This window comes from Salarchaeum japonicum (genome assembly GCF_020614395.1).
Lineage (GTDB): Archaea > Halobacteriota > Halobacteria > Halobacteriales > Halobacteriaceae > Salarchaeum > Salarchaeum japonicum.
On sequence record NZ_CP085324.1, the window covers coordinates 1,725,692 to 1,739,331 of the forward strand.

General features: G+C 68.5%; 15 protein-coding genes. 9 read left to right on the forward strand and 6 right to left on the reverse strand.

Annotation, left to right across the window (positions count from 1 at the left end; all coding sequences use genetic code 11):
• Positions 1–31 precede the first annotated feature (31 nt).
• Genes LI334_RS09680 through cyoE form a run of 3 tightly spaced genes read right to left on the reverse strand, consistent with a single transcriptional unit; the run spans position 32 to position 3,122 of the window.
• On the reverse strand, positions 32–778 hold the full coding sequence (locus LI334_RS09680) for an ABC transporter permease (RefSeq protein WP_227260549.1): 747 nt from the start codon (positions 776–778) through the stop codon (positions 32–34).
• Positions 775–1,695 (reverse strand): ABC transporter ATP-binding protein, encoded by a 921-nt coding sequence (locus LI334_RS09685; RefSeq protein ID WP_227260551.1) that lies wholly within the window; start codon positions 1,693–1,695, stop codon positions 775–777. The genes LI334_RS09680 and LI334_RS09685 overlap by 4 nt, the downstream gene beginning before the upstream one ends.
• A 38-nt stretch (positions 1,696–1,733) precedes the next feature.
• Complete coding sequence (gene cyoE / locus LI334_RS09690) at positions 1,734–3,122, reverse strand: heme o synthase (RefSeq protein WP_406675857.1); 1,389 nt, start codon at positions 3,120–3,122, stop codon at positions 1,734–1,736.
• A gap of 107 nt (positions 3,123–3,229) precedes the next feature.
• Between cyoE and coxB the strand changes: the two genes are divergently transcribed.
• Together coxB and LI334_RS09700 are read left to right on the forward strand one after the other, a co-directional pair.
• The gene (gene coxB / locus LI334_RS09695; protein WP_227260553.1) at positions 3,230–4,012 is read left to right on the forward strand and encodes a cytochrome c oxidase subunit II; all 783 of its coding nucleotides are present in this window, start codon (positions 3,230–3,232) and stop codon (positions 4,010–4,012) included.
• A 79-nt stretch (positions 4,013–4,091) separates the two neighbouring features.
• Positions 4,092–4,733 (forward strand): SDR family oxidoreductase, encoded by a 642-nt coding sequence (locus tag LI334_RS09700; protein ID WP_227260555.1) that lies wholly within the window; start codon positions 4,092–4,094, stop codon positions 4,731–4,733.
• Positions 4,734–4,862: 129 nt separating this feature from the next.
• On the opposite strand, the gene LI334_RS09705 is transcribed toward LI334_RS09700, so the two are convergent.
• The gene (locus LI334_RS09705) at positions 4,863–5,735 is read right to left on the reverse strand and encodes a cytochrome c oxidase subunit 3 (RefSeq protein ID WP_227260557.1); all 873 of its coding nucleotides are present in this window, start codon (positions 5,733–5,735) and stop codon (positions 4,863–4,865) included.
• A gap of 86 nt (positions 5,736–5,821) precedes the next feature.
• Between LI334_RS09705 and LI334_RS09710 the strand changes: the two genes are divergently transcribed.
• The 6 genes from LI334_RS09710 (at position 5,822) to LI334_RS09735 (ending at position 10,416) form a co-directional block, all read left to right on the forward strand.
• Positions 5,822–7,192 (forward strand): hypothetical protein, encoded by a 1,371-nt coding sequence (locus LI334_RS09710; RefSeq protein ID WP_227260559.1) that lies wholly within the window; start codon positions 5,822–5,824, stop codon positions 7,190–7,192.
• Positions 7,189–7,446: a DUF7410 domain-containing protein gene (locus LI334_RS09715; RefSeq protein WP_227260561.1), complete on the forward strand. Its 258-nt coding sequence runs from the start codon at positions 7,189–7,191 to the stop codon at positions 7,444–7,446. The genes LI334_RS09710 and LI334_RS09715 overlap by 4 nt, the downstream gene beginning before the upstream one ends.
• Positions 7,447–7,485: 39 nt before the next feature.
• Complete coding sequence (locus tag LI334_RS09720; RefSeq protein ID WP_227260562.1) at positions 7,486–7,842, forward strand: DUF7541 family protein; 357 nt, start codon at positions 7,486–7,488, stop codon at positions 7,840–7,842.
• A 36-nt stretch (positions 7,843–7,878) separates the two neighbouring features.
• Positions 7,879–8,097, forward strand: coding sequence for a DUF6684 family protein (locus tag LI334_RS09725; protein WP_227260564.1), 219 nt, complete (start codon positions 7,879–7,881; stop codon positions 8,095–8,097).
• A 58-nt stretch (positions 8,098–8,155) separates the two neighbouring features.
• Positions 8,156–9,991, forward strand: a complete 1,836-nt coding sequence (locus LI334_RS09730; RefSeq protein WP_227260566.1) for a cbb3-type cytochrome c oxidase subunit I — start codon at positions 8,156–8,158, stop codon at positions 9,989–9,991.
• Between the two features lie 164 nt (positions 9,992–10,155).
• Entirely contained in the window at positions 10,156–10,416 is a 261-nt protein-coding gene (locus LI334_RS09735) for a DUF7520 family protein (RefSeq protein WP_227260568.1), read from the forward strand.
• Here the strand turns inward: LI334_RS09735 and LI334_RS09740 are convergent.
• Positions 10,413–11,078, reverse strand: a complete 666-nt coding sequence (locus LI334_RS09740; protein ID WP_227260569.1) for a haloacid dehalogenase type II — start codon at positions 11,076–11,078, stop codon at positions 10,413–10,415. The genes LI334_RS09735 and LI334_RS09740 overlap by 4 nt on opposite strands.
• 76 nt (positions 11,079–11,154) lie before the next feature.
• Between LI334_RS09740 and LI334_RS09745 the strand changes: the two genes are divergently transcribed.
• The gene (locus LI334_RS09745; RefSeq protein WP_227260571.1) at positions 11,155–11,907 is read left to right on the forward strand and encodes a GNAT family N-acetyltransferase; all 753 of its coding nucleotides are present in this window, start codon (positions 11,155–11,157) and stop codon (positions 11,905–11,907) included.
• Here the strand turns inward: LI334_RS09745 and LI334_RS09750 are convergent.
• Positions 11,904–13,607 (reverse strand): acyl-CoA mutase large subunit family protein, encoded by a 1,704-nt coding sequence (locus tag LI334_RS09750; RefSeq protein WP_227260573.1) that lies wholly within the window; start codon positions 13,605–13,607, stop codon positions 11,904–11,906. The two genes, LI334_RS09745 and LI334_RS09750, sit on opposite strands and share 4 nt — an antisense overlap.
• Between the last annotated feature and the right edge of the window lie 33 nt (positions 13,608–13,640).

Here is a 13,640-nt window from a genome sequence, read left to right on the forward strand (position 1 = left end):
TGAGAGTGTGGGACGGATAACCCCTCCGATGCTAGGTCTCGCGCCAGGGGAGCGCGTACACGCCGACGGCGAACGCGACGGCGGCGAGCGCGAGCACGGCGGCGAACGCCGGAACGGGACTCCCGCCGGCGTAGGTGGCGGTGCGGACGCCGCGCGCGAAGTACGTGAGCGGGCTGAGGTTGAGGAGGGGGACGAACCACTCGGGGAGCGCCGCGGGCGAGACGAACGTGTCGGAGAGGAAGAGGAGGGGGAGCGCGACGCCGTTGGACAGCGAAATCGCGCCGTCCTGCGAGTCCGCGAGACTCCCGAGCACCGCGCCGACGCCGCAGAACAGCACCGACGCGGTGGGGACGAACGCCGCGAGCCACGGGCTGAGCGCGAAGTCCGCGCCGGTGGCGGCGAGCGCGCCGACGAGCACGGCGCACGCGGCGGCGATGAGCGCGACGTTCACGAGCGTGTGCGCCGCGAGCCACTCCCAGGAGCGCAGGGGCGTCGTGGAGAGCTTCTCGAAGCGCGCGCCCTCGCGGTGCCGGGCGACCGTGCTCCCCACCCGGGAGAGCGGCGTGAACAGGACGACGGTGGCGAGGTAGGCGGGGACGTAGTAGCCCGGCGGCTGGGAGAACAAGCCCGTTCCGCCGCCTCCGGTTCGCACCAGGCCGGCGAAGATGACGATGAGGAGGACGGGGAAGAAGAACGTGAAGAACACCGCCGTCCGCCGCCGCAGGAACGACTTCAGGGAGGCGCGCGCCTCCGCGCGGACGCGGGCGAGCGAACTCACCGAACCACCTCCGCGTCGCCCGCATCCGCGGGACTGGCGTCGTCGGCGAGCGCGAGGTAGACGTCTTCGAGGTCGGGGTCGCGCCACTCCACCGCGCCGAACGCGAGACCTCGGGACTCGAACGCCGCGACGACGCCGCCGATGTCCGTCGCGGGCACGCCCTCGAAGACGAGGGCGTTCTCGGTCGCTCGCGGCGCGAACTCGCTCTCGGCGAACGCGCCGGGGTCGGCGTCGGTTTCGACGACGACCCGGCTCTCGCCGCCGTACTCGGCGACGAGGCCCGCGGGGTCGCCCTCCGCGACGAGGCGGCCGTCCGCGAGCAGGCCGACGGTGTCAGCGAGGCGCTCCGCCTCCGCCATGTAGTGGGTCGTGAGGAAGATGGTGGTGCCGGCGTCCGCGAGGTCTTCGAAGACGCTCCAGAGGTCGCGGCGGCCGGCGGGGTCGACGCCCGTGGTCGGTTCGTCCACGAACAGCACGTCGGGGTCGTTCACGAGCGCGCACGCGACGGCGGTGCGGCGCTGCTCGCCCCCGGAGAGGTCGCCGTACCAGGTGTCGGTATCCGGCTCGACGCCGACCTCGCGGAGGGCGTCCGCGGGGTCGCGGGCGTCCTCGTAGAGACCGGCGTAGTACGCGACGAGTTCCCTGGGCGTGAGGCGGTCGGGCGGGTCGAAGGACTGCGGGAGCAGGCCGAGGCGTTCGCGGCCCGACTCGCGTGGCGACTCGCCGAGCAGCGACACCGACCCGGCGTCGGGCGTGGCGGTGCCGGTGAGACACCGGACGAGCGTCGTCTTCCCCGCGCCGTTCGGGCCGATGAGCGCGAACACCTCGCCCCCGGGAACGGCGAGGGAGACGCCGTCGAGCGCGCGCGTCCCGTCGTACGACTTCGACACGTCGTCCGCGGCGACGACCGGTTCCATGCGCGAGGCTAACGCGAATACGGCACTAAGGGTTCCGATTAGATGACGAGGAGGGCGTCCGCGGCGACGGCGACGAGCACCGCGCCGAGGTAGGCGTTCGACGCGTGAAACGCCCGCATCGCGGCGGAGCGGTCGCGCTCGCGGTGGAGGCGGACGACCATCCAGAGGAAGAGCGCGCCGAGGCCGAGGCTGGTCGCGGCGAACAGGAAGCCGAGGCGGGACACCCACGCGAGCACGGCGGCGGCCATCAGGGTCGCGCCGAGGTAGTAGACGATGTGCTTGCGGGTGGGGGCGTCGCCGCGCACGACGGGCATCATCGGGAACCCGCCGCGGGCGTAGTCGTCCTTGTAGGCGAGCGCGAGGTTGTAGAAGTGCGCGGGCGTCCAGAGGAAGATGACGCCGGCGAGCGCGAGCGCGGGGACGCCGAGTTCGTTCGTCACCGCCGCCCACCCGATGAGCGCGGGGAGCGCGCCCGCGAGACCGCCGATGACGGTGTTCTGCACCGTGTTCGGCTTGAGGACGAGCGTGTACACGACCGAGTAGAAGAGGATGGCGGCGACGCCGAGGCCGGCGGCGAGGAGGTTGAGGTGGAGGAACGCCCACACCGACGCGGCGGCGAGGAAGACCCCCCACGCGACGGCGTTCCGCACGGGCACCTCGTCGGTGACGGTCGGGCGGTCGTTCGTGCGGTTCATCTTCTCGTCGATGTCGCGTTCGAGCACGTGGTTGAACGTCCCGCTCGCGCCGATGGAGAGCACGCCGCCGAGGAACGTCCAGAACACGGTCTCGATGCTGAGGCCGGGCCCGGCGGCGAGCGCCATCCCCGCGCCGGCGACGAGACACAGCAACCACATCAGCCGAGGTTTCATCAGCCGGAAGTAGGCGTACGCGGTCGCGACGGGCCCGGACACCGTAATCGCGGGGTCGGGGTCGGCGTCGCCCTCGCGGGGTTCGGACTCACAGGAGGGGAGGTCGGCGGTCTGGGCTTCGAGCGTCCACGCGAGCGCGAGCACGAGCCCGGCGAAGATACCGAGGCCGACGACGAGGTGGAGGGCGGAGACGGTCGCGGGCGTCCCCGTGACGGCGGCGAACGCGCCGATACCTATCTGGACGGGGTAGAGGAGGGCGGCCGCGGCGACGGCGGCCTGGACGCGCCGCGGTTCGTCGTTGCGCCACGCGAACGCGAGCGTCGCGAGCACGAGCACGGCGACCAGAACGGCGGTCAGCCGGTGTCCCCAGACGATGGCGAGTTCGAGCGAGGACACCTGGAGCCACTGGCCGCCGCACGCCGGCCACGTCGTGCACGACCGCGCGGCGTCCGTGATGGCCGTCGTCGCGCCGACGACGACGAGCGCGTACACGCCCATCGTCGCGGCGACGAGCAGCCGCGTGAACCGAACGCGCGCGTCCGACGGAGTTAGGGACACGGTTCTCGTCTAGTGGTTGCGCGTCCCCGTACTTGTACTGTCCGCTTGCGTCCCAGGGCCGGAAGACAGCAGTATTATTAACCCAGTTCCCGAACCATAGACGTATAATGAGAGGAAAGCGGTTGGTGTCCCTGACGGTGGCGGGGCTCGGGTTGCTCGCGCTCGCGGTCGCGCCCGCGGCGGCAGCCCCCTCGAACTCCCTCGACGCGATCAACGGCGTGAGCAACGTCCTGCTCGCGGCCGCGCTCCCGATTACGATCCTCGTCGAGGCCGCGCTCTTCTACACCGTCTGGAAGTTCCGGAAGTCGGACGAAGCGAAACCCACGAAGGAGAACCGCCGACTCGAAATCACGTGGACGGCCGCGACCGCGGTCGTCCTCCTGTTCGTCGGTCTCGCCGCGTACGGCGGTCTCGCCGCGCCCGGCGTCACCACGACGGGCGACACGGTGAACGACACGATGGCCCAGGAAGACCCGGTCGTCGTGGACGTCATCGCCTACCAGTGGGGCTGGCGGTTCGAGTACCCGGTCGGTAACGAGACGGTGACCGTCAACGGCACCGAACAGACCCTCACGAACTTCACGGTGAACAGCCAGATGGTGCTACCCGACGACCGCACCGTCGTCCTCCGCCTGCACAGCGAGGACGTCCTGCACGCGGTGCACGTGCCCGATCTCGGCCTGAAGCAGGACGTGATGCCGTCGCGCGTGAACGTCATGCAGACCACGCTCGACGACGCGGAGCGCGACCAGCCGTACGTGCTCTACTGCGCCGAGTTCTGCGGCGCGGCGCACTCCCAGATGCTCGGGTCGGTGCAGGTCGTCAGCGACTCCGAGTACCAGCAGTTCCTCGCGGAGAACGGCGCGACGAACACCACCGCCGACGCGTAACGCGAACGCACGCCTCGTTTTTCCCGCGGTTCCCGCCCTCGACAGTAGGCACTTGTCCGTGGCTCGACTAGCCGCGGGTATGCGTGTACTCGTCGCCGGCGCACACGGACAGGTCGGACGACACGTCGTGAAACTGCTCGCGAACCACCCGACGCACGAGGCAGTGGGCCTCGTCAGGAAACCCGCGTACGCGGACGACATCGCGGAGTGGGGCGGCACGCCGGTTCGGGGTGACGTGACGAACCGGGAGAGCCTCGACGACGCGCTCGCGGACGCGGACGCCGTCGTGTTCGCCGCGGGGTCGAGCGGCGAAGACGTGTGGGGCGTCGACCGCGACGGCGCGGTGGCGTGCGTGGACGCGGCGGAAGCGGCGGGCGTCGAGCGGTTCGTGATGCTGTCCGCGATGAACGCCGACCGGCCCGCGGAGAGCCCCGAGGAACTCCGCGAGTACTTGCGGGCGAAGGCGGAGGCCGACGACTACCTCCGGGACAGCGAACTCACGTACACGGTCGTGCGCCCGGGCGCGCTCACGGACGACCCCGGAACGGGACGGGTGCGCGTGGGCGACGACCTCGACCGGACGGCGGCGACGATTCCGCGCGAGGACACCGCCGCGACGCTCGTGGAAGCCATCACCGTCCCCGAGACGCACGGCGAGACGTTCGAACTCCTCACGGGCGACACGCCCGTCGAGGCGGCGCTCCGCGGACTCGACGACTAACCCCAGCCAGTCAGTTCTTCTCGACCGGACGCACGCGTAGCGGCGCGCGAAACGAAATAGCCCTGCAGTACGAGCGTGGCGCGTGGCTCGCGCTATCGGAACGTGATGACGGGGAGAAGGGAGGCGTGATTAGAGGCTGACGCCGAGGCCGGTGCCGAGCTGGCCGCCGACGTAGAGCGCGAGCACGAGGAAGATCCAGACGGCGTCGACGAAGTGCCAGTACCAGGAGACGGTGGTGACGGCGGCGTGGCGTTCGCTGGAGAACTGGCCGCGGACGGCGCGGAAGAGGACGATGGCGATGAGGAGCGCGCCGAGCGTCACGTGGAGGCCGTGCAGGCCGGTGAGGCCGAAGAACGCGCTACCGAAGATGCCCTCGCTGAGCGTGAAGCCCTCGTGGACGATGAACTCGTAGTACTCGTACACCTGGCCGCCGAGGAAGACGATGCCGAGGAGGAGTGTGACGGCGAGGCCGGCGACGAACCCGCGGTGGTCGTCCTTCGCGAGGCGTTTTTCCGCCCAGTGGAAGGTGAAACTGGAGAGGATGAGGAGGAGGGTGTTCGCGACGACGAGCGACCCGAAGATGCCGCCGTGCGGGAGCGTTCCCTCGCCCCACGCGCCCGAGCGGATGAAGAAGTAGTACGCGAACCCGGAGCCGAAGGTGGCGATGTCCGTGGAGAGGAACAGCACCATCCCCCAGCGCAGGCTCTTGCCCTCGTTGTGCGATTCGTTCTCCCAGAACTTGTAGGCGAACGCGTGGTACATCCAGCCGAACAGGCCGATTACGAACAGGACGGCGGAGACGCCGAACACGGCGAGTCCCGGCGTGGTGCTGCCCATGAGGTCGTTCTCCCCGTGCGCGAACACGTACAGCATCGCGCCGAGGTAGAGGCCGCTCGCGCCGATAGCGCCGATGAACGGCCACCAGCTCGCTTCGCCGTACCCGCGCGGGAAGTCGCGGACGGCTGGCAGGAAGCCGTGTCCACCTGACTCGTCTGCGGTCATATAGCCGGCTGTTGTTCGGCGACCACCAAAAAGCCTCCCAACCGCGTTTCGAAACCGACAGTACCCGGGCGGGCGAACCCCCGGGTATGAGTCGCCGGCTTCGCGCCGTCGTCAGGACTGCCGCCGTGACGAGCGCCCTCGTCGCGTGCACGGGAACGGCGCTCGCGCACGCCGGCGGGCTGTCGGGCGCGGCCCCGGAGCGGATGGCCGTCCCGACGTGGCTGTTCCTGTTCACGGGCGGCGGCGTCGTCGGCGCGTCCTTCCTGCTCGCGAGTTTCGCGACCGACCGCGCGTTCATCGAGCACGTCCACGAACTCGGCCGGCGCGTCGAGGTTCCCGAGGCCGCGCTCGCGTGGGCTGGACGGCTCGTCGGCCTCGGCGGACTGTTGCTCGTCGTCGTCTCCGGCGTTCTCGGGCCGACCGCGCCGATGGAGTCCGCCGCAATCGTGGTGGTGTGGGCGGGCTGGTGGGCGGGGTACGCGATGACGACGTACCTCGTCGGGAACACGTGGCCCGCGGTCGACCCGTTCCGCACGCTCGCCCGCCCGCTCGGCGACGGCGTCCGCGAGTACCCCGATCGACTGGGCGCGTGGCCGAGCGTCGCGTTCCTCCTCGTGCTCGTCTACGTGGAGGTGACGAGCCCGCTCGCGGACGACCCGCGCGTCCTCGCCGCCGTCGCGCTCGCCTACCTCGGCGTCGCGCTCGCCGGGAGCGCCGCCTTCGGCGTCACGGACTGGTTCGAGCGCGTCGACCCCATCGCCCGCATCTTCCGACTGTACGGCGCGGTCGCGCCCGTCACGCGCACCGACGACGGACTCCGCCTCCGCCTGCCGGGCGCGGGCCTTGTCGAAGACGTGCTCGCCGACCGCTCCGAGGTCGGGTTCGTCGTCGCGCTCGTCTGGGCGACCACGTTCGACGGCTTCACCTCCACGCCCGTCTGGACGACCCTCGCGGACGCGGTCGTGCCCGCGGGCGTCCCCGCGCCCGTCCTGTACGCGGGCGCGCTCGTCGCCGGCTACCTCGCCTTCCTCGCCGTCTACCGGGCGTCCGCGCGGGTCGCGCGCCGAACCGCGCCCACGTACCTGTCGAGCGCGGACATCGCGCGGCTGTTCGCGCCCTCCCTGCTCGCCATCGCCGCCGCCTACCACCTCGCGCACTACCTCACGTACTTCCTCGCGCTCTCCCCCCTGCTCGTGCACGCGCTCGTCACCCCATTGAGCGCGGGAACCGTCCCGGGCCTCACGATTCCGGGCTGGCTCCAGGCCGTGCCCGTGGCGTCCGTGCTCGCCGGCCACCTGCTCGCCATCTGGGTCGCGCACAGCATCGCGTTCGAGACGTTCCCCAGCCGGATTCAGGCGCTCAGGAGCCAGTACGCGGTCACGCTCGTGATGGTACTGTACACGATGACCAGCCTCTGGATAGTCACCCAGCCCGAACTCCCCACCCCCTACGTATGACCGACACACACGTCCCCGACGACGCCGACGCCGCGTCCTGTCCGCACTGCGAGCGCGCGTTCCCGACGGAGACGATTCGCGACCTGCACGTCGGCCGCAGCCACCACGACGCGATGAACGACGCGGAACGCGACGCGTACGAGGACGCGTACCGCGCGGACGCGGACGACCTCCGGCTGTTCCAGTACAAGGCGCTCGGCGCGCTCGTGCTCGTCTACTTCTTCTTCCTCATGACGTACGCCGTCGTCGCGTAAACGATGGCTTTTCTAAGCCGCACGGCACAATTCTAGGGCATGGAAGAACAACCCGGACTGAGCGACCAGTACCGGCGGTCGAGTCCGTGGCCGGTGTTCATCGCGCTCGGGTTCGCGCTCTCCGAACTCGGCATCCTATTCGGCGGCGTTCTCGTCCCCGTCGCCGTCGGCGGAGTCGTGCTCCTCGAAGCCAGCGTCATCGGCATCCTCCGGGAGTCCGAGTACGCGTCCTCGCTCTGGGCGCCCGCCATCGGCGTCGGCGCGCTGTTCGCGCTCGCCGGCGGCGCGCTCCTCTACTGGGGACTGCGCATCCGCGCTGCCACCGTGCTCGGCGCGGGCGTCATCGCGGTTCTCGCGGGTATCGGGTTCTGGCTCGGGGAAACCGGACGGTTCTGAAAAGATATTTCCGTCGGCGGCGCGCACCACCGACTAATGACCGCCAACCTGTTCGACAAGGACGTCCTCCTCGACCTGACGGTCAACATCATCCCGCTCGCCATCATCGCGTTCTTCACCGCGATGTTCGTCGTGTTCAACCCCTGGGCCGACGAGGGCCTGTTCGGGCTTGTTCTCCAGTACACGCTGATGGTGTTGCCGTTCATCGCGCTCGCCGTCCTGACGTACGCCGCCGCGAAACGCATCGAAGACTAAGTCGTCGCACGCGGGCGGAACCTAACCTTTCTTTACGCTCCGGTTCGCAGTTTCGAGCATGGAACTCACCCCGCAACTGGTGCTCACCGTGTTGATGGGGGTGCTCCTCGTGGCCGTGGCCGGCTGGCTCACGCGTCTCGAGGATTGGCGCTCCTACTCCCCCGTCGGCGGCGGCGCGCACGGCGAGGGAACCGCACACGGTCACGCGGAGAAACCGGGCGGCATCACCCGGTGGCTGACGACGGTCGACCACAAGGACATCGGTATTCTCTACCTCACGTACAGCATCATCACCCTGCTCTGGGGTGGTGTGACGGTGATGCTGATGCGGTTCGAACTCATCACGCCCGAGATGGACTTCCTGAACACCGTCGGCGGACTGCTCGGCGGTATCGGGGGGGCGACGCTCTACAACGGCCTCCTGACCTCGCACGGGCTCACGATGCTGTTCCTGTTCGCGGCCCCGATGATTTTCGCGTTCGGGAACTACGTCATCCCCCTTCTCGTTGACGCGGACGACATGGCGTTCCCGCGCGTGAACGCCATCGCGTTCTGGATTCTGCCCTTCGCGACCTTCCTCATCTGGGCGGGCTACTTCCTGAAGCCCATCGGCATCGACGTCATCCCGGCTCCGACGAGCTGGACGATGTACCCGCCGATCACGGGGAAGGCGGCGGCCGAAGGGTCGCTCTACATGCCGAACCCCGGCGTCGACCTGATGTTGCTCGGTCTCCACCTCTCCGGTATCTCGACGACGATGGGCGCGATTAACTTCATCGCGACAATCGTCGCCGAGCGGGACGTCGCGTGGAAAGACCTCGACATCTTCAGTTGGACGATTCTCACGCAGGGCGGCATCATCCTGTTCGCGTTCCCGCTCCTCGGCGCGGCGATCATCATGCTCCTGCTCGACCGGAACTTCGGCACGACCTTCTTCACGGTCGAGGGCGGCGGAACGATACTGTGGCAGAACCTCTTCTGGTTCTTCGGCCACCCAGAGGTGTACATCCTCGTGCTGCCGCCGATGGGCGTGCTCAGCCTCCTCATTCCGAAGTTCTCGGGTCGGAAGCTGTTCGGGTTCAAGTTCGTCGTCTACTCGACGCTCGCCATCGGCGTCCTCTCCTTCGGCGTGTGGGCCCACCACATGTTCACGACGGGGATGGATCCGCGGCTCCGCGCGAGCTTCATGGCCGTCTCGTTGGCTATCGCGATACCGAGCGCGGTGAAGACGTTCAACTGGATTACGACGATGTGGAACGGGAAGCTCCGGCTGACCGCGCCGATGATGTTCTGTATCGGCGCGCTCCAGAACTTCATCATCGGCGGCGTGACCGGCGTGTTCCTCGCCGCCATCCCGTTCGACCTCCTGATGCACGACACCTACTACGTGGTCGGCCACTTCCACTTCATCGTGTTCGGGATGATCGGGTTCGCGCTGTTCGCCGCGGCCTACTACTACTTCCCGCTCCTGACGGGCCGGCTGTACAACAAGAAGCTCGCGCAGTGGCACTTCTGGCTCTCCATCATCGGCGGGAACATCACGTTCATCGCCATGCTCATCCTCGGGTACGGCGGAATGCCGCGCCGGTACGCGACGTTCGACCTCTCCATCGTCGCGGGCAACCAAGAGGCGCTCCAGAGCCTCTTCGTCAGCGGACACGGCATCGCGACGCTCGGCGCGGTCATCATGGCCGTCGGCCAGGTCATCTGGCTGTGGAACATGGTGCAGTCCTTCCGCAGCGGGAAGCGCGTGGAGGACGGCGACCCGTGGAACCTGAAGGAGACGGGCCAGTTCACGCCCGAGTGGGCGTGGTTCGAGCAGAAACTCCAGACGAAACTCGCTGACGGCGGCGAAGAAGACGCGGAGGCGGACGCGGCGCAGTCCGCCGACTGAATTCCGGTTCAGTTTTTTCTCAGTTCAGTACGAGTACGAAGCCCGTGACGAACATGAGGAGTGCGACGCCGACGAGCGTGACGAAGAGGATGTCCGTCTCGTCCATACCGGTTCTGCGGGGCGAGAGCGCAAAAGCCTACTCACTCCGCCCTGAAGGTCGTGGTGTGCGCGAAGAAACGTCCGGTCGGCGGGTGATTCAGGTGATGTACGTCGTGACTATCGCGGTCATCGGCGTGTTCGGCTACCTCGTCGGTATCGCGATTCAGCCTCGGTTGGAGGAACTCGGTGTCACGTCTGTCGGCGTGGGGCCGTTGATGTTGCCGATGTCCCCCGTGAACCTCGCCGTCATCGGGATGGTGCTCGTGGGCGCGGGGTTGACGGTGGCGTTCGGTCTGGTGGCGGTCGTCTCCCGGTACGCGGATTAGAGCGCGTCGGGGAGCGCGGCGAGCGATTCGACTTCGACGGTCGCGCGCCCGCCGACTCGTTCTTCGGGGTCGTTCTCCCGGTTCACCCACGCGGCGTTCATGCCGGCGTTCGACGCGCCGGCGACGTCCCAGGCGTTCGAGGAGACGAGCCAGCAGTCCTCGATGGGTCTGTCGAGTTCGTTCGCGGCGTGTTCGTACACCGCGGGCGTGGGTTTGAAGGTGGAGACGGCGTCCGCGCTCAGAATGTGGGAGACGCGTTCGTCGATGCCGGTGGTGGCGGCGAGCGTGTCGAGCATCTCGGGGTTGCCGTTGGAGAGGACGGCGAGTTCGAACTCGTCTCGGAGGGCGTCGAGCGCGCCGAGCGCGTCGGGGAACGGGTCGAGGGCGTCGTAGGCGTCGAGGATGCGGTCGCGGGTCGCCGCGCTCGGGGTTTCGTTGTGGCGGGCGAGCGCGTAGTCCAGGGCGTCCCCGGTGACCGCGTGAAAGGTCGCGTAGTCGTTCATCTGGGAGCGTTGCTGGGCGTATTCGAGCTGTCGGCGTCGCCACGTCGCGTCGATGTTCGCCGCGTGCGCGGCGCTCGCGTCGAGTTCGCGGCGGAGCGCGGCCGTGACGCTGGACGTGTCGCAGAGCGTGCCGTACATGTCGAAGCAGAGCGCGTCCATACGGGGGCGTTCGGGCGGGCGCGTGAAAGTCGTGTCCGCCGTCCGGATTATGTACCTGGGCGTGCTATCGACCCGCATGGATGTTCGTGCTGCGGCCGAGGCCGACGCGGACGGGATTCGAACAGTCGCGCGGGCGTCCCTCGACGCGTCCTACGCCGACGCGCTCGGAGATGACGCCATCGCGGGCTTGCTGGACGAGTGGTACGACCCGGCCAGGCTCGCAGACCGCATCGACGCTGAGAGCGTGTTCTACGTCGTCGCGGCGGTGGACGGCGAGGTCGTCGGGTTCGCGGAGGTCGAACTGGACGAGCCGAACGAGTCCGCCGCCGAAATCCAGTGGCTCCACGTCCACCCCGACCGTCGCGGCGAGGGCGTCGGCGTGGCGTTGCTCGAACGCGCGGAGGAACGCGCGCTCGAACGCGGCGCGAACCGCGTCGAGGGCGTCGTGCTCGCCGCGAACGACGCGGGCAACGAGTTCTACCGGTCGCACGGCTACGAGCGCATCGGCACGCACACGGTCGAGGTCGGCGGGGAGTCGTTCGACGAGCACGCGTACGGGAAGCGCCGGGACGCCGACGGCCCCGGGGACTTCCTCGAAGCACACGACCTCGACGGCGACACCGTGTACGTCGCGCTCGACGAACGCGAGCGCGGGAGCGCCGCCCCGTTCTACGTCGCGTACACCGACCGGGAGCGCGAGAACAGGTACGGCTACTACTGTTCGAACTGCGGGAGCTTCGACACCGTGATGGACTCGATGGAGCGCGTGGAGTGCGGGGACTGCGAGAACAGTCGGAAGCCGAGCCGCTGGGATTCTGCGTACCTTTAGGCGACGCCGACCGTCTCCTGGTAGGAGCCGTGTTCGGCCTCGAACACGTCCATGATTTCGCCCATCGTCGCGTACGCCTTCACGGCGTCCACGACGTACGGCATCGTGTTCTCGTCGGACTGCACGGCGTCCGCGAGCGCGTCCAGGGCGTTCGCGACCGCGTCGTCGTCGCGTTCGTCCTTCACGGAGTCGAGCCGCGAGAGCTGTCGTTCCCGGGCGGCCTGTTCGTCCACGTGCAGGAGGTCGAGTTCCTCGTCGTCGTCGCTCGAATACTCGTTCACGCCGACGACGACTTCCTCGCCCGCGTCCACGCGCTCCTGGTACTCGTACGCGGACTCCTGAATCTCCCGGTGGAAGTAGCCCTCCTCGATACCGCGGAGCACGCCGTCCCGAATCGACCCGTCGCCCATCTCCTCGATTTCCGCGAGGTATTCGAGGACGGTCTCCTCCATCTCGTCCGTGAGGGCTTCGACGGCGAAACTCCCGCCGAGCGGGTCGACGATGTCCGCCGCGCCCGACTCCTCCGCGAGAATCTGCTGGGTGCGTAACGCGACCCGCACCGCGTCCTCCGAGGGGAGCGCGAGCGCCTCGTCGTAGGAGTTCGTGTGCAGGCTCTGCGTGCCGCCGAGCACGGCGGCCATCGCCTGGATCGTCACGCGAATCACGTTGTTCAGCGGCTGTTGGGCGGTGAGGCTCTGTCCAGCGGTCTGCGTGTGGAACTTGAGCTTCTGGGAGGCCTCGTCCGTCGCGCCGTACTCCTCGCGCATCGTGCGGGCGTAGATGCGGCGGCCGGCGCGGAACTTCGCCACCTCCTCGAACAGCGAGTTGTGGCTGTTGAAGAAGAAACTCAGCGTCGGCGCGAACGCGTCCACGTCGAGGCCGCGCTCGATGGCGTCCTCGACGTACGCGAACCCGTCCGCGAGCGTGAACGCCAACTCCTGGGCGGCCGTGCTCCCGGCTTCGCGGATGTGGTAGCCGGAGATGGAGATGGGGTGGAACTTCGGCGTCTCCCGCGTGCAGAACTCGACGGTGTCCGTGACGAGGTCGAGGCTCGGCTCCGGCGGTATCACCCACTCCTTCTGCGCGATGAACTCCTTGAGCATGTCGTTCTGGAGCGTCCCGCGGAGTTCGCTCCGGTCGATTCCCTGCTGGTCGGCGAGCGCGACGTACATCGCGTACACGACGGGCGCGCTCGGGTTGATGGTGAAACTCGTCGAGACCTCGCTGAGGTCGATGCCGTCGAACAGTATCTCCATGTCGCGGAGGGTGTCCACGGCGACGCCCTCCTTCCCGACCTCCCCGAGGCTCATCGGGTCGTCGGAGTCGAGGCCCATCAGGGAGGGCATGTCGAACGCCGTGGAGAGGCCGGTCTGGCCGTTCTCGATGAGGTAATGGAAGCGCTCGTTCGTCTCCTCTGCGGTGCCGAAGCCCGCGAACTGCCGCATCGTCCACGTCCGCCCGCGGTAGCCGGTCGGGTAGACGCCCCTGGTGTAGGGGTACTCGCCCGGATAGCCGAGGTCGTCCGCGTAGTCGAGGTCGTCCACGTCCGTGGGGTCGTAGAGCCGGTCGACTTCGAGGTTCGAGACGGTGGCGAAGCGGTCTTTGCGCTCGCCGTACGCCTCCAGCACCGGGTCGAGCGTGTCGTCATCCCACTCCGCGCGCGCCGCCCGAATCTCCGATAACTCCTCCTCGTCGAACATACCACAAAATTTGCCGGAGTCGTCATTAAGGTT